The sequence below is a fragment of the Photobacterium rosenbergii genome, from assembly GCF_033022775.1.
Classification (GTDB): Bacteria; Pseudomonadota; Gammaproteobacteria; order Enterobacterales; family Vibrionaceae; genus Photobacterium; species Photobacterium rosenbergii_A.
The window spans coordinates 530732-550700 of the sequence record NZ_JAWJZI010000003.1 but is presented as its reverse complement, the minus strand read 5'-3'; the positions used below and the strand labels follow the sequence as shown (position 1 = coordinate 550700).

Below are 19969 nucleotides of genomic sequence, written 5' to 3'. Positions count from 1 at the left end.
CAAGGAAGTAAGAAGGTGGAATAAAAAATGGTAGATACCAAGAAAAAACCATCCAAGGAATTGGATCGTATTGACCGTAACATTTTGAATGAACTTCAAAAAGATGGCCGTATTTCAAATGTAGAGTTATCCAAGCGTGTAGGCTTGTCTCCAACACCATGTCTTGAGCGTGTACGACGTCTAGAGCGTCAGGGCTACATCAGTGGCTACACCGCGCTGCTAAATCCTCAGTATCTTGATGCATCCCTATTGGTTTTCGTTGAAATCACGCTAAACCGTGGTGCGCCTGATGTATTTGAGCAGTTCAACAAGTCTGTGCAAGAGCTGGAAGATATCCAAGAATGCCACTTGGTATCTGGTGATTTCGACTACTTGCTGAAAACCCGTGTATCAGATATGTCTGCGTACCGTAAGCTGTTGGGTGAAACCTTGCTACGTCTTCCGGGTGTTAATGACACCCGTACCTATGTGGTAATGGAAGAAGTGAAGCAGACCAACAACCTTGTGATCAAAACGCGTTAAGCTTCACTGCTGAAATAAAATACATCCTAATTTTTGGGTAGTTCAAACAAGCGGCCAGTCAGCCGCTTGTTTTGTTTCTGGCACCTTGTTTTGTTTACTGCCGTTAAGGTAGTGAAAGCTTCACGCTATCAAATGAACAGCTAAGTTAGTCATTGCTAACTCTAAGTGCTGGGATTTTCAGCACATCCAGACAAAATATCACCGTCCCGTCCTATATCCGACTTATCAAAATGGCAAAATATGACGCTATTTAGTATAAGATAGGCATTAGTTTTACTGGCGCCTGACACGCCATTAACCATTGGCATAATAATAACAACGAGCAGGGATGTCCTTGTTCTAATAGTTAAAAAAGATTCAGCGCATGTACCCCGACATCTATAGTAAAGGCAGAAGGGTTGGCGTTAGAGCAATTTGTTACATCGGAGTGTTTTTTTGAGGAAAGTAAAGGGCAAAAAGCAGCCTAAAATGCGCCTTTCCGGGGGACAGCGCTTACTGGAAAGTTTCCTAATCATCGGCATTTTGTCGGCGATTTTCATCATGGTTGCGCTGTTGAGTTTCGATCCCGCCGATCCTTCATGGTCGCAAACCGCATGGGAAGGGCCGGTACAGAATAAAGCAGGGGCACTCGGCGCCTTGGTGGCCGATACCTTATTTTTTACGTTTGGCTCTCTGGCCTATCCGTTACCTGCCGTCATTATTCTTGCCGCATGGGTGCTTTTCCGCCGCCGCCAGCAACCTCTCAAACTGGACTACATGATTTATGGAACCCGACTGCTCGGGTTGTTAATCATCTTTGTTGCCAGCTGCGGGCTTGCCGATCTCAACTTTGACGATATCTGGTATTTCTCTTCCGGCGGTGTGATTGGCGATGTGGTGTCGAATATGGCACTGCCGCTATTTAATTTGCTGGGTGCCACGTTAGTTCTAATGTTCGCTTGGGCAGTCGGCTTTACCCTGTTTACCGGGATCTCGTGGCTGACTATTGTTGATATCATTGGCGAGACGGTACTCGGCTCGATGGCGTGGCTACTGAACAAGGTTCGCTCAGACAAGTCAGAGACATTAACGCCATTTGCGGCTGATATCCCTGATGAACACCAGACCGAGTTTGGCCGCCAACTGGCCATGCAGCAAACCGAATCCGAGCCGGATGCCGATGATGTGTTGCTGGCGTCCAATAGCCGTGCCTCTTCTGAGCCTGTTGATGACAGAAATCGATTTGCCCGTCAGGAGCCGAGTTTCGGCCAGTCGGGACAGCGTGATCCGTTACTGGATGGGGTAGGGCTTGAAGCCGATCCATTGATGGATTCCAGCGAACCTAAGATTGTTATGCCTGAGCGTCATCGCCAAGCCCAGGCACAAATGACAGCGACCGCCCCAGCTGCAGCGGCTTTGGCAGCGACGACTTCGACTGTTGCTGCTGCACAAGCTGAAGCGAGTACTGAGTCGGCAGCGGAGGTCGCAGAGCCGCCGGTCAGCCAGCCTGTTGTCGAAGAGGTTGTTGATGTGCAATCAACTCAGCAAGCAAAAGGCATGACGATTGCCGAGCTTGAAAGGCAGCTTGATATTGATGAGAACTTCACGGTGTATGTTGATGAGGGGCAGAGTCCAACTCCTGCTTCTGCAGTTGTAATGGATACCGCGGTGAATAATGAAGCGATTGCGGCGACGGCTGCGCTAGCTGCTACAGATACAGCTATCGCTGAAGAGGCGATTTCTGAGGTTTCCGTTTCTGAGTTGCCTATTGCTGAGGTATCTGTTGCTAAGGAGCCAGGCTCTTCAGACTCTCAAACTGCATCAGAGCCAGAGCTGTCGGCGGGCATGTCATTCAACAATGATGATTTTGTTCCTGAAGCAACCGAAACACATTCATCGCCGGTTCATTTCGAACCTGTTACAACAGAGCCTGATGTTGCTCAATCAGGCCCTGTCGTTCAAACCGGTACTTTCGAGCCTGTCGTTGAGCCAGAGCCTGTATACCAAGAGCAAAGCACAGTGGTTGAAGTCCAGCCAGAGATACCAACAGCGACAACAGCTGCTGGCAATGCTGAAATGGCACACGATATTGAAATTGGTGTTCAGGATGGAATGTCCGAGCTGGAGCGTGCCGAGCGAGAAATTGCACCGGCTGATGGAGAAGGTAACAGCGAGGCAGGCTTAAGCGACGAAGAAGCCTTCCTCAAGAAAATTCGTGATGCCCAGAAGGCGCAGGCGCAAGCGGCAGGTTTGGATAATCCGTTCTTGATGAAGCGCGAAGCCGATTTACCGGCTCCGACATCGCCAATGCCAACGATTGAGTTGTTGGCACCGCCGAAGCAAAACGTGCAGCCGACCACCGAGGAAGAGCTGAAACAAACAGCCATGCTGGTGGAAGCCAAACTGGCTGACTATAAGATCAAGGCCAAAGTGGTTGGGGTCTATCCTGGGCCTGTGATCACCCGCTATGAGCTAGATCTTGCTCCGGGCGTTAAAGTGAGCCGGATTTCTGGCCTTGCCAAAGACTTGGCGCGTGCATTGTCAGCTTCTGCGGTCCGTGTGGTTGAAGTGATTCCGGGCAAGCCATATATCGGCTTGGAGCTACCGAACGTGAACCGTGAAACGGTTTATATGTCTGAGGTAGTCGCGAGTGATAACTTCCAGCACAAGAAAGGTGCGTTGCCGATTGTATTGGGTTACGACATTGCTGGTGAAGCCGTTGTGGCTGATCTGAGCAAGATGCCTCACTTGCTGGTTGCCGGTACGACCGGTTCTGGTAAGTCGGTGGGTGTGAACGTGATGATTTTGAGCTTGCTGTACAAATGTAAGCCTGAAGATTGCCGCTTCATCATGATTGACCCGAAAATGCTGGAACTGTCTATCTACGAAGGTATTCCGCATCTATTGACCGAAGTGGTTACCGATATGAAAGATGCCAGCAATGCCTTGCGCTGGTGTGTCGGTGAGATGGAGCGTCGCTACAAGTTGATGGCAGCTTGTGGGGTACGTAACCTGGCAGGCTTCAATGCCAAGCTAGAAGAGGCGGCAGCTGCCGGTCACCCAATTCATGACCCGCTTTGGAAGCCGGGCGATAGCATGGATGAGTACCCGCCACTGCTGGAAAAAATGCCAAGCATTGTGGTTATCGTCGATGAATTTGCCGATCTGATGATGGTCGTTGGTAAGAAGGTTGAAGAGCTGATTGCCCGATTGGCACAGAAGGCGCGTGCGGCGGGGATCCACTTGGTGCTGGCAACCCAGCGTCCATCGGTGGATGTGATCACCGGCCTTATCAAGGCCAATATCCCGAGCCGTATGGCGTTTACCGTTTCGACCAAAACCGATTCGCGTACCATCCTAGACCAAGGCGGTGCAGAATCCTTGCTTGGTATGGGTGACATGCTTTACTTGCCTGCGGGTAGTAACCACCCTGTTCGTGTTCACGGTGCGTTTGCCTCGGATGAAGATGTACATAACGTGGTCAATGATTGGAAAGCTAGAGGTAAACCTCAGTATATCGAGGGTATTCTTGAAGCTGACCAAGGTGCCGATGGCCTGTTGCCGGGTGAAACCCCGACAGGTGGCGATGACGATTTGGATCAGTTGTTTGACGAAGTGGCCGCGTTTGTTGCCGAGTCGCGCCGCGGTTCAGTGTCTGGTGTCCAGCGCCGCTTCAAGATTGGTTATAACCGTGCCGCGCGTATTGTCGAGCAACTTGAAGCCCACGGCATTGTTAGTGCGCCGGGTCACAATGGTAACCGTGAAGTGCTGGCACCACCGCCGCCGCCTCGCGATTAACCACTGATAAAACACAAGACAACAGTAATTACCATGCCTGCTACGATCAAAGGGCAGGCATTTGAAAAGGGTTTAACACAATGATTAAAAAAGTGCTTTTGAGTATGTTGGTTGCCGGTCCGTTGCTGATGGCAGGACAGGCTCTGGCAAATCCACAGCAGGAACTGAGCACCCGTCTAGGTAAAGTGAATGCATTCAGTGCCGACTTTACCCAAACTGTTGTAAGCCCTGAGGGCAGCCTGCTGGTAGAAGGTGCTGGTGATGTATCGATCAAGCGTCCAAACCTGTTCCGCTGGAATACTGAAACGCCGGATGAGAACATCTTGATCTCTGACGGTAAGACACTGTGGTACTACAGCCCGTTCATCGAGCAAGTGACAGCGATGTGGCTCAACGATGCCACGGATCAAACCCCGTTTGTGTTGCTGACCCGCAATAGTGCCGCTGACTGGGCCAACTATAATGTCTCGCAAACCGCAGATACCTTTACCCTGACGCCGAAAAGCGGTGCCTCTTCAATGGGCAAATTCATTGTAACGGTTGCCAAGTCAGGCGAGGTACGTAGTTTCTCGGTGGTCGAGCAAGACGGCCAGCGCAGCAACTTCAAGCTGTCCAAGTTCAATAAAGCAACGCCTGCGTCTAGCCTGTTTACTTTCACGCCACCGCAAGGCGTAGAGTTGGATGACCAGCGCAACTAGGCTTGTGTAAAAACTTGGATTGCGGATTAAACTAGGCGGCTCACCAAGGCCGCTAGCAGTGAACTGATTACTTAGGTGGTACGCTTGTACCACCTAATTTTGTTTTAAGGAGCGGAGATTTTGAGTAATTTCAGCCTGGACTTTTCATCGGATTTCCGCCCGCTGGCGGCGAGAATGCGTCCGCGTACCGTGCAGGAATATATCGGCCAAAAGCATATTTTAGCCGAAGGCAAGCCGCTGAGGCGTGCGCTGGAAGCGGGGCACCTGCACTCGATGATCCTATGGGGTCCACCGGGTACCGGTAAAACCACATTGGCAGAGGTGGCTGCCCACTATGCCAATGCCGAAGTCGAGCGTGTGTCAGCGGTGACATCAGGGGTGAAAGATATCCGCGCTGCCATCGACAAGGCCCGTGATAACAAGATGGCTGGCCGTCGTACTATCCTGTTCGTTGATGAGGTCCACCGCTTCAACAAGAGCCAACAGGATGCCTTCTTGCCTCACATTGAAGACGGTACAGTGACCTTCATCGGCGCAACGACAGAAAACCCATCTTTTGAGCTTAACAACGCATTGTTGTCTCGCGCCCGGGTGTACAAGCTTAAATCTTTGGATACTGATGAAATCCTTGAGGTGATCGAGCAAGCACTTGCAGATAAAGAGCGCGGCGTTACCGAGAGCAACCTGGTTTTTGTCGATGAAGTCAAAGAGCGCTTGGCCGAGTTGGTTGGCGGTGATGCCCGTATGTCACTGAACTATCTTGAACAGCTGATTGATATGGCCGATGAGGACACGCAGGGCAACAAGCAGATCACCTTGGCGTTGCTGGCTGAAGTCGCCGGCGAGAAAATTGCTCGCTTCGATAACAAGGGCGATTTGTGGTACGACATGATTTCGGCGGTTCACAAGTCAATCCGTGGCTCGAGCCCAGACGGCGGACTATATTGGTATGCCCGTATGCTGCAGGCTGGTTGTGATCCGCTCTACGTCGCCCGCCGCTTGCTGGCGATTGCCTCGGAAGACATCGGCAATGCCGACCCACGTGCGATGCAGGTCGCAGTCTCTGCTTGGGATTGTTTTACCCGAGTGGGCGCTTATGAAGGCGAGCGGGCGATTGCCCAAGCGATTGTTTACTTGGCCTGTGCGCCGAAAAGCAATTCGGTCTATACGGCCTTTAAACAAGCCAAGTTGGATGCGGCTAACTATCCTGATTATGAAGTGCCACATCACTTGCGTAATGCGCCGACCAAACTGATGAAGGAAATGGGCTATGGCGAGGAATATCGTTATGCCCACGACGAGCCCGGCGCCTATGCGGCTGGCGAGAGCTATTTCCCACCGGAGTTAGCGGGCACTCGCTACTATCAGCCGACAAACCGGGGCTTAGAGACCAAAATTTCCGAAAAGTTAGATTATCTTGCTTCTTTAGATGCAAAAAGCGCCTCAAAGCGCTATCAATAATAGGGCTTTTTGGGTATTGTTGAAGGATCAGCGTTAGGTTGCCTAACGCCTTCTGAATAATAAATTATTTAGCCATCAATTTGGTTAAATAGTGTGCACTTTAGAACATTATGAGCACAGGATTAGCATGCTAGATTCTAAATTACTTCGAACTGAGCTGGACGCAACAGCCGAAAAATTAGCGCGCCGTGGTTACACTCTTGATGTAGAGCTACTACGTTCCCTAGAAGAAAAACGTAAGTCACTTCAGATCAAAACTGAAGAGCTTCAGGCACTGCGTAACTCCCGATCGAAGTCCATTGGCCAAGCGAAAGCGAAGGGCGATCACGAAGAAGCTGAGCGTATCCTTGCTGAAGTTGGCAACCTAGGCTCTGAGCTGGACGACGCGAAAAAAGCACTGGCTGCGCTTCATTCTGAGCTAGACGCTATCGTACAAACGATTCCAAACCTGCCGGACGATTCTGTTCCTGCTGGTAAAGACGAAAACGAGAACGTAGAAATCTCTCGCTGGGGTCAGCCTCAATCTTACGATTTCGAAGTGAAAGACCACGTTGACCTAGGTGAACTGGCTGACGGTCTTGATTTCGCAAGCGCAGTTAAGTTGTCTGGCGCACGTTTCATCGTGATGAAAGGCCAGTTTGCTCGTCTGCACCGTGCAATTGCCCAGTTTATGTTGGATCTTCACACTGACGAGCACGGCTACACAGAGATGTACGTACCGTACCTAGTGAACTCTGACAGCCTATTCGGTACAGGCCAGCTGCCTAAGTTCGGTGCTGACTTGTTCCACACTCAGCCGCTGACTGAGAAAGTGAATGACGAAGAGCCACGTACTCTGTCTTTGATCCCGACAGCAGAAGTGCCAGTTACTAACATGCTGCGTGACACGATTTCTGAAGAAGCAGACCTGCCTGTTAAGATGACAGCGCACACGCCTTGTTTCCGTTCAGAAGCCGGTTCTTACGGTCGTGACACACGTGGTCTTATCCGTATGCACCAGTTCGACAAAGTTGAGCTAGTACAGATCACTCGTCCAGAAGATTCAATGGATGCACTTGAAGAGCTAACAGGTCACGCTGAGAAAGTACTTCAGCTGCTTGAACTGCCTTACCGTAAGGTGATCCTATGTACTGGTGACATGGGCTTCGGCGCTGTGAAGACTTACGACCTAGAAGTATGGGTTCCTGCACAGGAAACTTACCGTGAGATCTCTTCTTGTTCTAACTGTGGTGACTTCCAGGCTCGTCGTATGCAAGCGCGTTTCCGTCGTAAAGGTGAGAAGAAGCCTGAGCTTGTTCACACCCTGAACGGTTCTGGTCTAGCGGTTGGCCGTACTATGGTCGCTATCCTAGAGAACAACCAGGAAGCTGACGGTCGTATCCGTATCCCTGAAGTACTTCGCAAGTACATGAACAACGTGACTCACATCGGTTAATCCGATACGCGGACGTTCAAACAGAACACCAACAAAAACCCAGCCAATTGGCTGGGTTTTTTCTTACTTGCATAGCTGTTTTTCGTTGCAAAGGCGGTCCCGCAGAACCGCCCTGAGCTAGCGCGAACTGGCGGAGGCTGGTTTTGATTCAGCAACATCGTCTTTGGTGCTTTCTGCCGGTGCTGACGACATTTTCTGGGCGGCCCATACCGAGGCTGGGCTAAGCAGCAAGCCTGCGGCAAAGAACCAGAAGCCTGAGATATCAAACAGTGAAAGCATCACTAACATCAGGGTCATGGTACTGGCAGTGCCTACTACATAGCTCTTGCCTGAAAAAGAGCGGTACTTCAACGCCATCAGTGACAATGTCAGGCTGCCACCGAAGACATAGGCGCAAGCATAGCCGAAGATGACCAGCGCATTGCTGTTGTCGATCAGCGCGTTGAATAGGTACAAGAAGGCGAGCGAGACGACGAACATCACCAGCAGGCCGTAGCTGGCTTTATCGACTTTACCCGGTACTAAATACCAGCCATTGTCCATAGTTGGCTTGTTCAGGCGCTGATATTCATCTTGCTGGCCCTTGACGGTATAGCGGTGCATCTCGGTTTGCTTGCCTGTCAGTGCAAGGCTGGCAACCCAGGCGACCACACTGTTGACCACCACGCCGATCACGCAGTACCAAGGCCATGAAATGTCTGTAGCGACGGCAACATACCAGATAGCCAGGAAGCTGGCCGCGACACCAATCAGCAGTCCTTTCTCGGTAATGTGTTTGGAGTAGAAGCCTAGCACGAACATACAGAAGCTGGCACCGACAAAGTATGAACCGGCTTTACTCAATACCTCTAGTACCGAACCTGTGCTGGTAGCAAACATCAAGGCAGGGATGATAACCAGCAGTGCCCAGGTGACGGTGAAGAAGCGGGATACTTTAAGGTAGTGTTCTTCGGACTCGTTCTGCTTGTAAAAGCGCTTGTAGAAGTCGGCTACCGACACTGTCGCCATCGAGTTGAATGCGGAATCGAGGCTCGACATACTGGCGGCCAAGATCGCTGCTGCAATAATCCCCATCAAGCCCGGTACGCCGTATTCACTGGCATAGTGCAGGATAATGGTATTGCCGTTTTCAAAAGGCTTGCCTTCGTAGTAGGCGTTGAACAGCACACCCAGTACGATAAACAGGAAGTAGATGAAGAAAGCGACATAGCCCATCATCAGCATGGATTTCTTGGCATCGCCCATGCTCTTGGCTGCCATACAACGCTGGACCATCATCTGGTTACCGCCATAGACAGTGGTGTGGAACATGGTCATGGCAATCACCCCGGCCCAAACCGTGGTGACCTGAGTGAGATCCATATTGGTCTTGAGCGCGTCGGTCATGCCCTGGGCCTTGAGGTCGGCAAGCACTTCGGTCATAGGAGCAGGCATACCGTTCCACACCGCTTCGATGATAATGAAGGCCCCGATAAACAGGATGAAGGCTTGGATAACGTCAGTCCAGATAACCGCGGCAATCCCGCCCATGACGGTATATACCAGTGCGATGGCAGTAACAATCATGATGCAGTAAACCACATCGATACCCGTAATAAACTCCAAGATCATCGCTGTTGCATAAAGTACAGCAGCCGAGCTCAACGCCTGTTTCATCAAGAAGATGATCGACAGGGTCAACCGGGACGCTTTACCAAAGCGGCGTTCCTGGTACTCGTAAATCGACGTTAGGCCATTGTTGTAGAAGAATGGCATGAACACCGACACGATGAAGAAAATCACCAGTGGATAGTTGAGGTGGATAGCAATCACCGACAACCCTTCGGTGTATGACCATGCCGGGCCGCCTAGGAACGACATCGCGCTGACATAGGTACTGACAACCGAGATACCAATGGCCCACCATGGGATATTTTTGTCACCGAGTGCGAACTGCTTTGCCGAGGTTACTTTCTTACCGATGACGGCACCCAAAATCAGGGTGAGAACGATGTAGCCGCCCAGAATAGTCCAGTTTAATAGTCCGAATTCATGCATAAGCAGGGCCCTCTAGTTGCTCTTTCATCTGGCCGAACAGGTCATAGCCCAGCTGCAGCATAATGTGGGCAATATCGATAGCGACCCAGTTTTCTTTGAGCAGTTCACCGTCACGGCGCCAAATATCCATAACCCTTAGCTCAATATGCTTGCCTGTCGGGGCTAATCCCAGCCAACCGCTATGGCCTGTATGGGTGCCGTGCATGTGTGGCCAGCCACCTGTGCTTACGTAGTCATTTTGGGCCAAAATATTCAGTTCGATGTCGACGCTACGGTCTGGGAAGGCGAAAACAAACGGGGCTTGGTGATGGTTGCGAAAACCTTTTATTCCCCGTGTTGTACCGATAGCTGCCGGGCCGTACCACATGAAGTCACTGTGCCAGTAGTTTTCCAGATCCATCGAGTAGAGATCTTTGCCATCGAAGCGGCCAAGGCATCCCAGCATATCCTCGACCAGCTGTTTGCTCTTTTCGCTGCGCTCGGGACACACTTCACCGTGGTTGAAACCATCGGCGGTGGCCGGTGCCATGACCAATCCATCGTGGCCAAGGCTGCGGCGCATCGGATTGACACGGGCCTGGTTCATTGCATCGATAAAGTCGGGGATAAGATAAGACTCGGTGATCTGGCCGTTCTCGACGCAGACCATCTCGGTATAGCGAAGGTAAAGGGTTTTCCCAGTGGCCGGAATGCCAAACAGGCTGTTTTCGAATGTCCCGACAAAATAACCGGTCGAGTTGTACCAAGTACGTCCTTCATACTCACCATCCATCACAATCAACGGGCGGCGCTCCGCATCGGGAAGGGCATGCTTGAGTGGGGCAAGAAACGCTTCGTGGGCAGCCTGCGGGCCGTTTAGGTCATTGACAGGGTGGGCAACACACCATTTAACATCGGCATTAAGGGCGTTGCTGGCAACCTCTGCTTGCTCGGACTGGCTGGCAGTGAAGTAATTTTGGTAGAACTTCTCGATGATATTCAGTGACATTTTGCATCCTTACAGTGTTGAGTCTGGGCGGGCCTGCTGGCCCTTGTTGTCTTTTTGAAATGGATTTAACAGGCTGAGTAGCGGTTTACCCCTGTTGTAATAGGATTTGTTTCCACACCGCAGTCTGGTCATATAGCGTGAACTCGCGGCGCAGTCCCCATGGGCCAAATTCAGCATGGCTGATCCCCATCACATGCACATCGGCACCGGTAGGTTTGCCAAAGGCGCCATAGCCTTCATGCTTGCCTTGCAGCGACCAACGGATTGCAGCGCGAGGTGCCATCATTGGGTCTTCGCGGCCAATACGGTGATGGACGGTAAACTTGGCATTGGGAAAGGCAGCACGGAGTTGCATCCAAAACTGGTCAACTTGGTGATGGGAAAGGGCGGAAGTACCACCAGGGTATTCGGCCATGCAGGCACGGTCATAATCTTGGGCAACGGTGGAGAACTCGGCGTTCATTAGCTTACGCAGGATATCCTCGAAGCGGCTGCCCCACTCGTTGTCATTGCCTACCCCGAGGTATGGGCCTTCGATATCTTGTGCTGGTGTGAATGGGAATGGGCTCTTTTCTATGCCACCTTCACGTTCGATTAACTGGTGGGCGTATTCTTCTGCACTAAGGCCTAATTGCTTGGCGATGGCACCTTGGTCGCGGATCAGCCACTCATCGTTGATCTGGTTATTGATAGCATGGCAGTCGGCAATAATGCGATAACGAAGTTTGGTACCGCTGGCCTTACCGTAAACCCCATCACCAAGGTGGGTGGCGGTGGAAGTAATTCGGTGCGAGGAGAGCATCCCTTGCTCTGGGCTGCCGCTCCAAATTACATCTTCCCCGAGTAGGGTACGATCAGGGAACTCTGCCAGTGTCGCCATGGTAGCGCTGATGACGCCTTCATTACCGGTTGAGATACCGCTTGGGGAGCGGACGATAATATCGGATGAATAGTAATGGTGGAGGGTATGCAGCCCCCGGTCTTCCCAAATCTCCTTGGTAATACCAAGAATGTAATCTGGAAAATCACGCCATCTTGGATCAAAGCCGGCCATGGCCATAAATACCTCCTATCAGTCTGACAAGTTAATAAGTTGTTATGTTTTTGGTTACGTATCCAAATTAGCTTGTGTTGCAAAGATGTCAATAAACTGTTTTAGGTGTGTTTGAAATGCGTGCTGAGGATCAGGTTTTTAACATTTGGTGCTTTTTTGTGCTAAAAAGTGATTGCATAAATGCTTGAATTATTATTCCGGGGTGGAATATTAATGGGGTTTTAATCTAATGTCATGAATCATATTGGTTTTTTTATGGTGCATATTGGTATTAGCGATAGTGGTGATGAAGGCAATGAAGCTTTCAATCGCTATGGACACACAGCTGAAATGGACGATAAGGCGCTGTACAGATACAAAAAAGCCAGCACTTTGGGTGCTGGCTGATAAGACGGTGTGGCTTTGAAGAGCCGGTTTACATCAGCACTTGGTACTGTTTCTTTCGATAACTTCACCTTGTTGCATCAGGTAATCACCACAGGCTTCTTTCTCATCTTGGATCCTGGCTAGCAGGTCATCCACGGCAAGGCGGGTGATCTGATCCAGCGGCTGGGCAATAGTCGTCAAACTGTAGCCGGGCCAATTGGCCATCGGAATATCATCGACGCCCATTATCGCATAGTCGCCAGGTACGGCTTTTCCTGCTTGGCGCAGGCCGTCTATCACGCCGAGCGCGAGGATATCGTTGGCGCAGAAGATAGCTTGTGGCTGGTGGGGCTTGGCAAGGATCTCATTGGCCGCAGCAAGGCCTGACTCAAAGTTATACTGGCACTGGATGTAATCGGGGGCCGGTAGACCAAGTTCGCTTAGCCGCTTGGAGAATCCCTTCCAGCGCTCCTCACTGGTCATCGACCCAGCATCACCGCTGATGTATATCATCCGCTCGAACCCTTTGCCGTGTAGGTAATCGGCAGCTTGGATACCGGCATGGAGGTTGTCCAAGCCAACACTGTTGGCGGTCACCCCTTCTATGTAGCGGTTGATCAGGCACAAATGGACGCCGAATTTTTCACACTGGGCAAATGCCCGGCTGGTCAGGCGGCTGGTGGCGATGATAAGGCCATCGACCTGATATTCGATGGCACGGGATATTGCTAAATCCAGATCATCCTTGTCGATCGGGCAGAGAACAACCTGCCCGCCGCGTTTTTGGATGGCACTGGCTAATTTCCGGGTCTGCAAGTCGTACATCGGGTTGCTTTCGCTATCGAGGGCGATGGCAACCAAGCCGGAGCGATTGGAGATCAGGCTTCTTGCGATGGCATTGGGGGTATAACCCAGCTTGTTTGCCGCATCGAGCACCATCTGGCGTTTTTTTTCGCTAATACTGGCCTTGGGGTTGAATGCCCTTGATACCGTAGATTGGGAAACGCCCAGCATTTTGGCAACATCGACCGAGGTGACTTTGGCCTTGATAACGACCTCCTTAGTGTAAACTTCGCGCCTTACAAGGCGGCGCGTTGTCGGTTAAATCCATCAATAATCATTTTATGCTCAGACGCCAGGCCAAAGAAAGAGACCCCAGCCTCTTTCCAAGCAGAAATTTGACTGGCATCAGCTACGAACATGCCTACCGGTTTGTTGTTTCGCTTGGCGGCCTCAATGACTTTCAAGCTGGCGTCCCTTACCACATCGGCTTGTACCGAGGGAGCCCCATAGGCTACCGCAAGGTCGACCTGGCCGATGAACAAGGCATCGATCCCCTCGACTGCCGCAATAGCGTCGACATTATCGACGCCTTCAGGGTCCTCTATCTGGGCAACAACAGTGGTGGCTGTTTTACTCGTAGCAAGGTGTTCGACCATCGGCTTGGTCGCATAGTTGGCTGCACGGGTTGAGCCGGCATAGCCACGACCATTTTCACCGTAGTGGCTGCGCTTGACGATTTCCTCGGCTTGGCTGGCAGAGCAGACATGGGGCACCTGGATACCTGTTGCCCCGCAGTCCAGGGCATTGAGTATGGTTGACGGTGCCGCATCCGGGATCCTGACAAGTGCAGGTAGCCCTGATAGCCGTGCGGTCATGATGCAGAGATCCAAGGAAGCACGGTCATAAGGTGAATGCTCGGCATCCAAGATCAGGAAATCCAGCTCGGCTAGAGCTAATACTTCAATGATATGGGGATGCGGGGTTTTAACGAAAGTCCCAAGTTGTACTGGCTGTTGAAGTTGTGATGAAAAGCGCATAACGGTTCCTTGTTACTTGGTTTTTGTATTGGAAAGGTATGCAAGATAAATATCCTTAAATTAACTTTTTGGCAACAATGGTGAGGTGAAAACATCGAGTTAATCGGGTAAATAGTGCTGGATGTAACTGCTTACGATCTGGTATGACTAACTTAAATTCAGTTAAATCAGCAGGATAAAAAAATATCTTTGGTTTGGTGATGTTTTTGTTTGCTTGTTGTAAATTTTTTGTTTAATGTATTTTGCATTCGTAGTCATTTGGTTGTTTAGTCCTATCCAAACAGCTGGAATAAAGTCAGAACGATAAAAAAATTTTTCATAACAATGCATACGTAATCAAAAGTGAAGCAAGGAGAAACATACATGGCTCGTTTTCTGAAAGAAGGCATCACAGAAGAAGTTTCAGCATCCAATGACGCAAAGGTACGCGGTATCGTTGAGGGGATCCTTGGGGATATCCAACAGCGTGGCGACAGCGCTGTGCGTGAGTTATCGGAAAAATTTGATAACTGGTCACCAGCCCAGTTCCGCTTGTCAGAGGAGCAAATCCAGGCCTGTATCGATAGCCTGGACGATGCGACGCGCCATGATATCGAGTTTGCCCAAGAGCAGGTCCGCAACTTTGCCCAGATCCAGCGTGATTCAATGAAAGATGTTGAAGTCGAAACACTGCCGGGTGTTGTGCTGGGCCACAAGAACGTACCGGTAAACAGTGTTGGCTGTTACATCCCTGGCGGTAAGTACCCGCTGGTTGCTTCTGCACACATGAGTGTCCTGACTGCCAAAGTTGCCGGTGTTAAACGTGTTATTGCCTGTGCTCCTCCATTCAACGGTGAGCCGAACCCTGCCATCGTAGCCGCAATGGCGATGGCCGGAGCCGATGAAATCTATTGCTTTGGTGGTGTCCAGGCCGTTGGTGCAATGGCCTTGGGAACCGAGTCAATCCTGCCTGTTGATATGATTGTCGGTCCGGGTAACGCTTTTGTTGCCGAAGCCAAGCGCCAACTGTTTGGCCGAGTGGGTATCGACTTGTTTGCAGGTCCAACTGAAACATTAGTTATTGCAGATGAGCAAGGTTGTGACCCTGAACTGGCTGCAGCTGATCTGCTGGGCCAGGCCGAGCATGGTTACAACTCGCCAGCGGTACTGCTGACTAACTCGGAGCAATTTGCCCTTGAAACTATCAAGGAAGTCGAGCGCCAATTAACTATCCTGCCGACAGCGGAAGTGGCTGGTAAGGCGTGGGATGACTACGGCCAGGTGATTGTCTGTGACAGCTACGAAGAAATGGTGGAAGTTGCAGATGATATTGCCTCCGAGCACGTCCAGGTAATGACCCGCGACCCACAGTACTTCCTCGAGAATATGACTAACTACGGTGCGCTGTTCCTAGGACGTGAAACCAATGTTTCCTACGGTGACAAGTGTATCGGTACCAACCATACCCTACCGACCAAGAAAGCGGCTCGTTATACCGGTGGCCTATGGGTTGGCAAGTTCATCAAGACCTGTACTTACCAGCGCGTAACTGCAGAGGCTTCGTTGAAAGTCGGTGAATACTGCTCGCGCTTATGTGCACTGGAAGGCTTTGCCGGCCATAAAGAGCAAGCAGATATCCGCGTTCGCCGTTACAAGAAACTGGACGAGGAGGGCGCGTTGTCATGAGCAAACTCGCTCTGGTAACGGGTGGGAGTGGCGGCCTGGGGGCCGCCATCAGCCAGCACCTCGCCCAATCAGGTTACCAAGTTATCCTGACTTTCAATGCCAATGCCGAGGCGGCCAACCAGGTGCTAGCCGGCATGGCAGGGCAGGGGCATCGAAGTTGCAAACTCGATGTGTCCGATAGCCGAAGCATTCAGTCTTTGGCTGACCAACTGGCGGCTGACGGGCAGGGGGTGGATCTGCTGGTCAACTGTGCCGGGACTACCCAGTATGTGGCCCACGATGATTTGGTCTCGTTGACCGATGAGTTGATTGATCGGATCTTCGAAGTCAATGTCCGTGCTCCGTTTGCCATGGTTCGCGCCATGCGCCCTTTGCTTGAAGAGAACAATGGCTGTGTGGTCAATATTACCTCTATCGCCGCACAAACAGCGATGGGCAGTAATATCGCCTACTGTGCCAGCAAGGCTGCTGTTGAAAACATGACCCGTTCATTGGCACGGGCCTTGGCCCCCGATATCCGTGTACTTGCGGTTGCACCGGGCTTGGTCGATACCGAGTTTGTCAAAGGACTGGATAGTGAGTGGCGTGACCAGCAAGAGCAATCAACACCACTGAAAAGGCTGGCCAATGCAGAGGAAGTGGCGAGAGCCGTTGTCGTGGCTGCTGAGCAAATGACGTTTTCTACCGGTACGACACTGGCGGTAGACGGTGGTCGCCCGCTGGGAGCCTAGTGTGAGGGCGAGTGCTCAATTGCAAGCTATCCTCTCTGTTACCAAAAGGATATGGAAAATGAACTTACAACAAGAAATTAATCAACAACTTGTCCGTTACATGGAATTGATCCCGGGTACCAGTGCGTTTATTGATGCGCGCACACCGGGCAGCCACCTGAAAGATAATTTTTGCATTATTGGTGCCGGTGTAGCCGAAAGTAGCCGCCAGCATGTGCATATCCGCGATACGGCTGGTTTTAATATTGGCGCGGCAGGCCAGCCGCCGGGGATCAAAAACTCCCTTCACTCTCATCGAACAGCTGAATTGTTTGTGGTGTTCAAGGGCCAGTTCCGCCTCTACTGGGGCAACGATGGCGAATATGATGCTGTGCTGTCGAAGGGGGACGTGATATCTATCCCAACCAATTTATTCCGTGGTTTCGAAGTTGTAGGGCGAGATTATGGCTTTATGTATTCTGTACTAGGCGGGGATGATTCAGGCGGTGGTGTGATCTGGCACCCGGAAGTGATCAAGAACAGCCAGGGCCATGGTCTGTACCTACGAGCTGACGGTAGCCTGGCTGATACTCAGGCAGGTGATGAGGTCCCGGCCGAAGATGAATTGATGCCATTGCTGACAGAGCAGGAGATGCAGCAGTTTGACACCTATACCACAGAGCAGATGATGCCGTATGTAGCTCTGAGCAAAGACTACCGTCCGGTGGTCAATGATTTTGCCGGGGTTGATTACCAGCAATTTGCCCTGACGGGTAGCCCGCTGGCTAACTATGACTTCCAAGTCAAGAGCCACGATGAAGTCAGCATCCAAGCCTACAGGTTGGAAAATCAAGCCAAGCTGCCTATGCATACCCGCAAAGAGAAACAGGTACTGATTAATTTCAGTGGCGATACCGAGATAGAAATTAAACACCAGGGTGAAACGGCCAAGGTTTTGCTGACGACCGGTGATGTCTTGAATGTGCCTGTTGGTGCGGAGCTAAGCCTAGCGAATGTCCGTGGCGAAAGCTTTACTTACTGCATCCTCGGCAGTGATCAGCCAGAAAAGCCTGAGGTGTTGTGATGAACCAATCCCTCCCATTGTTATGGTTACCTGGCCTATTGTGCGACCAGCAGCTCTTTGAGCCGGTCAATGCACTGTTACCTGAGTGGCTTGCTCCCCAATGCGCAAACTTGGATGTCGCTGATTCTATGCAGGTCCTTGCAAGTAAGGTACTGGAGGAAGCACCGGAAACCTTCATTCTCGGTGGCTTGTCGATGGGGGGGATATTGGCCTTTGAAGTCTATCGCCAGGCACCGGAAAGGGTGAAAGGCTTGGTGCTGATAGATACCAATGCAGCTGATGAACAGCCTGCTGTCACCGAGAAGCGCGATGCCCTAGTGGATCGTGCTATCGCTGGCGAGTTTCCTGCTATTACCCGCGAGGTTTTACTCCCGGCCCTAATCCATCATAGTCGCTTGGTAGATACAGCCCTGACAGACTCAATATGCGATATGGCCGACAACATCGGTATCGAAGCTTTCATCGCCCATGCCAAGGCATTGGCAACCCGGCCAGATGCCAGGCCGATGCTGGCGGATATTCGGGTGCCGAGTTTGGTCATCTGCGGCAGGGACGATGCTTTATGTCCGGTGTCGAACCACTTGAAAATGGCAGAGCATATCCCGCAAGTAAGCTTGCACATACTTAATGATTGTGGCCATTTAGCCACTATGGAGCGCCCGCATGATGTGGCGCAGCACATTAGCCACTGGATAGAGGTTAATTGGCTGCGAGGGGGAGAAACTGCGTAGTACCGAGTCATTGATTTTCATTGTTAGTGTTTGTTTGCTAGTTCCTATTCGGCCCGCTATTAAGCGGGCTATTTTTTTAGGATTAAGTGTGAATTTATATTCGCTTGATGTGATTTTTTTTGCTGTTTGGGCTTGTCTCTGAAAGATATATCGATATAATCGCGCTATTGAGAAATTATTCACTTTTATTGAGAGTGTAATCATTCAGGAAGCAGTAGAATGACAGATACCCTTTTAGCGCAAAACAACCACAAGACCAGCCGGAATGTGCTGATGTTCGCCATTCCATCTTTACTTGGTTTGTTCTTTTTCTTGGCGCCGCTGACCGTCAACGGTGACTTTACCTTCCCGCTAGCCCTTATGGCTAAAGGCTTCAAGGCTGTGCTGGGTGACGCTATCCTGCCGTTGGTGACGGCGGTGATCTGTTTGTCTGCTGTGGTTTCAGTACTGGCAAGTGTTGCAAAGCCTACTTTTGTTACTCAATCTCCTTTGCTGACTCGTCTTTTCGTATTGAGCCCAACGTGGTTGGTTATTCGTAGTTTGGGTGCGGTATTTACCCTGGCGGCGCTTCATCAGGTAGGTCCAGAAATGCTCTGGAATGAAAATACCGGTGGTTTGGTGCTGCATGATCTGTTGCCTTCACTGTTTGTTACTTTCATCTTTGCCGGTTTGCTACTGCCGCTACTGCTCAACTTCGGTTTACTTGAGCTGCTAGGTACCTTGCTGAGTAAGTTTATGCGTCCTGTGTTCAGGCTGCCGGGTCGTGCTGCGATTGACTGTATTTCATCTTGGTTGGGTGACGGTACGGTTGGGGTTATCTTGACCAGTAAGCAGTACGAGCAGAAAAAGTATACAGCCCGTGAAGCTGCTGTCGTTGCGACCATGTTCTCGCCGGTTGGTATTTCTTTCTCGCTGGTGGTATTGACCCAGGTTGGCCTGCAGAATTACTTCGTGCCTTTCTATGCCGCGATTTGTTTGTCAGGCGTAGTTGCTGCCATGGTGATTCAGTTCCTGCCGCCTCTGTCATACAAAAAAGATGTCTACATCGATGGTACGGCACCAAACCGTGATGACGAACTGGTACCAGAAGGCCAGTCAGCAATGAGCTTTGGTATGGATTTGGCTCTGCAGCGTGCTGATAAGGTGAAGAGCCTTGGCTCTGTTGCCAAAGAAGGTATTCACAATGCGTTGGATATGGTGATTGGTGTTCTGCCAGTGGTGATGGCCATCGGTACACTTGGCCTAGTTGTGGCGGAAACGACACCTCTGTTCTCGCTACTGGGCGCACCGTTTGTTCCACTACTTGAGCTACTGAACGTTGCTGAGGCGCAAGCGGCGGCACAGACCATGTTGGTAGGCTTCACGGATATGTATGTGCCGTCAATCATTGCAGCATCAAGCATCAATGCTGAGCTGACCAAGTTTGTTGTCGCTGCACTGTCTGTTACCCAGCTGATTTTCATGTCAGAAACTGGCTCGGTGATCCTGAGCAGCAAGGTGCCAATCAACTTCCTTGAGCTGGTGGCTATCTTTGTCCTGCGTACGCTTGTGACATTGCCGATCATCGTAGCGATTGCCCACCTGATCTTCTAAAGACTCAGGTTAGACAAGACAAACTGCT

At 51.0% G+C, this 19969-nt stretch carries 15 protein-coding genes and 1 pseudogene; 11 read left to right on the top strand and 5 right to left on the bottom strand.

Features of this window, described 5'->3' with window-relative positions; genetic code table 11:
- Positions 1 to 27: 27 nt before the first annotated feature.
- The 5 genes from lrp (at position 28) to serS (ending at position 7893) form a co-directional block, all read left to right on the top strand.
- Positions 28 to 522, top strand: a complete 495-nt coding sequence (gene lrp, locus R2X38_RS10360; RefSeq protein ID WP_036832575.1) for a leucine-responsive transcriptional regulator Lrp — start codon at positions 28 to 30, stop codon at positions 520 to 522.
- Positions 523 to 957: 435 nt separating this feature from the next.
- Positions 958 to 4299, top strand: coding sequence for a DNA translocase FtsK 4TM domain-containing protein (locus R2X38_RS10355; protein WP_411184971.1), 3342 nt, complete (start codon positions 958 to 960; stop codon positions 4297 to 4299).
- An 83-nt stretch (positions 4300 to 4382) separates the two neighbouring features.
- Complete coding sequence (gene lolA / locus R2X38_RS10350) at positions 4383 to 4997, top strand: outer membrane lipoprotein chaperone LolA (protein ID WP_411185024.1); 615 nt, start codon at positions 4383 to 4385, stop codon at positions 4995 to 4997.
- Positions 4998 to 5117: 120 nt separating this feature from the next.
- Positions 5118 to 6458, top strand: a complete 1341-nt coding sequence (locus R2X38_RS10345; RefSeq protein ID WP_317522137.1) for a replication-associated recombination protein A — start codon at positions 5118 to 5120, stop codon at positions 6456 to 6458.
- A 127-nt stretch (positions 6459 to 6585) separates the two neighbouring features.
- Complete coding sequence (gene serS, locus R2X38_RS10340) at positions 6586 to 7893, top strand: serine--tRNA ligase (RefSeq protein WP_317522136.1); 1308 nt, start codon at positions 6586 to 6588, stop codon at positions 7891 to 7893.
- Between the two features lie 452 nt (positions 7894 to 8345).
- Here serS and R2X38_RS10335 read toward each other — a convergent pair.
- The 3 genes and pseudogenes from R2X38_RS10335 to R2X38_RS10325 all read right to left on the bottom strand — a co-directional run.
- Positions 8346 to 9930 (bottom strand): annotated as a pseudogene (locus tag R2X38_RS10335) (sodium:solute symporter family transporter); the annotation flags it as partial.
- Positions 9923 to 10918: an ester cyclase gene (locus R2X38_RS10330; RefSeq protein ID WP_317522135.1), complete on the bottom strand. Its 996-nt coding sequence runs from the start codon at positions 10916 to 10918 to the stop codon at positions 9923 to 9925. The gene R2X38_RS10330 and the pseudogene R2X38_RS10335, both read right to left, overlap by 8 nt.
- An 85-nt stretch (positions 10919 to 11003) precedes the next feature.
- Positions 11004 to 11978 (bottom strand): ester cyclase, encoded by a 975-nt coding sequence (locus R2X38_RS10325; protein WP_317522134.1) that lies wholly within the window; start codon positions 11976 to 11978, stop codon positions 11004 to 11006.
- Between the two features lie 228 nt (positions 11979 to 12206).
- On the opposite strand from R2X38_RS10325, the gene R2X38_RS10320 reads away from it, so the two are divergent.
- Positions 12207 to 12359, top strand: a complete 153-nt coding sequence (locus R2X38_RS10320; RefSeq protein WP_317522133.1) for a hypothetical protein — start codon at positions 12207 to 12209, stop codon at positions 12357 to 12359.
- Positions 12360 to 12392: 33 nt separating this feature from the next.
- Here R2X38_RS10320 and R2X38_RS10315 read toward each other — a convergent pair whose 3' ends face one another.
- The gene (locus R2X38_RS10315; RefSeq protein WP_317522132.1) at positions 12393 to 13352 is read right to left on the bottom strand and encodes a LacI family DNA-binding transcriptional regulator; all 960 of its coding nucleotides are present in this window, start codon (positions 13350 to 13352) and stop codon (positions 12393 to 12395) included.
- Positions 13353 to 13417: 65 nt separating this feature from the next.
- The gene (locus R2X38_RS10310; protein WP_317522131.1) at positions 13418 to 14158 is read right to left on the bottom strand and encodes an HpcH/HpaI aldolase family protein; all 741 of its coding nucleotides are present in this window, start codon (positions 14156 to 14158) and stop codon (positions 13418 to 13420) included.
- A 363-nt stretch (positions 14159 to 14521) separates the two neighbouring features.
- Here R2X38_RS10310 and hisD point away from each other — a divergent pair, with 363 nt between their 5' ends.
- From hisD to R2X38_RS10285, 5 genes are all read left to right on the top strand, one after another.
- Positions 14522 to 15823 carry a histidinol dehydrogenase gene (hisD, locus tag R2X38_RS10305; protein WP_317522130.1) on the top strand — a complete coding sequence of 434 codons (1302 nt, stop codon included), beginning with the start codon at positions 14522 to 14524 and terminating at the stop codon, positions 15821 to 15823.
- Complete coding sequence (locus R2X38_RS10300) at positions 15820 to 16554, top strand: SDR family oxidoreductase (RefSeq protein WP_317522129.1); 735 nt, start codon at positions 15820 to 15822, stop codon at positions 16552 to 16554. Before hisD ends, R2X38_RS10300 begins: the two co-directional genes overlap by 4 nt.
- Before the next feature lie 58 nt (positions 16555 to 16612).
- Positions 16613 to 17617 carry a cupin domain-containing protein gene (locus R2X38_RS10295; RefSeq protein ID WP_317522128.1) on the top strand — a complete coding sequence of 335 codons (1005 nt, stop codon included), beginning with the start codon at positions 16613 to 16615 and terminating at the stop codon, positions 17615 to 17617.
- Positions 17617 to 18348 carry an alpha/beta hydrolase gene (locus R2X38_RS10290; protein ID WP_317522127.1) on the top strand — a complete coding sequence of 244 codons (732 nt, stop codon included), beginning with the start codon at positions 17617 to 17619 and terminating at the stop codon, positions 18346 to 18348. The genes R2X38_RS10295 and R2X38_RS10290 overlap by 1 nt, the downstream gene beginning before the upstream one ends.
- A gap of 219 nt (positions 18349 to 18567) precedes the next feature.
- Positions 18568 to 19941, top strand: a complete 1374-nt coding sequence (locus R2X38_RS10285; RefSeq protein WP_317522126.1) for a YjiH family protein — start codon at positions 18568 to 18570, stop codon at positions 19939 to 19941.
- The last annotated feature ends 28 nt before the right edge of the window (positions 19942 to 19969 follow it).

Coding starts and splice junctions, on each gene's coding strand:
- serS (WP_317522136.1), top strand. CDS start 6,586: ATGCTAGATTCTAAATTACTTCGAACTGAGCTGGACGCAACAGCCGAA.
- R2X38_RS10315 (WP_317522132.1), bottom strand. CDS start 13,352: ATGCTGGGCGTTTCCCAATCTACGGTATCAAGGGCATTCAACCCCAAG.
- R2X38_RS10290 (WP_317522127.1), top strand. CDS start 17,617: ATGAACCAATCCCTCCCATTGTTATGGTTACCTGGCCTATTGTGCGAC.
- R2X38_RS10285 (WP_317522126.1), top strand. CDS start 18,568: ATGACAGATACCCTTTTAGCGCAAAACAACCACAAGACCAGCCGGAAT.
- R2X38_RS10295 (WP_317522128.1), top strand. CDS start 16,613: ATGAACTTACAACAAGAAATTAATCAACAACTTGTCCGTTACATGGAA.
- R2X38_RS10325 (WP_317522134.1), bottom strand. CDS start 11,978: ATGGCCATGGCCGGCTTTGATCCAAGATGGCGTGATTTTCCAGATTAC.
- lrp (WP_036832575.1), top strand. CDS start 28: ATGGTAGATACCAAGAAAAAACCATCCAAGGAATTGGATCGTATTGAC.
- R2X38_RS10300 (WP_317522129.1), top strand. CDS start 15,820: ATGAGCAAACTCGCTCTGGTAACGGGTGGGAGTGGCGGCCTGGGGGCC.
- R2X38_RS10310 (WP_317522131.1), bottom strand. CDS start 14,158: ATGCGCTTTTCATCACAACTTCAACAGCCAGTACAACTTGGGACTTTC.
- R2X38_RS10320 (WP_317522133.1), top strand. CDS start 12,207: ATGAATCATATTGGTTTTTTTATGGTGCATATTGGTATTAGCGATAGT.
- R2X38_RS10330 (WP_317522135.1), bottom strand. CDS start 10,918: ATGTCACTGAATATCATCGAGAAGTTCTACCAAAATTACTTCACTGCC.
- hisD (WP_317522130.1), top strand. CDS start 14,522: ATGGCTCGTTTTCTGAAAGAAGGCATCACAGAAGAAGTTTCAGCATCC.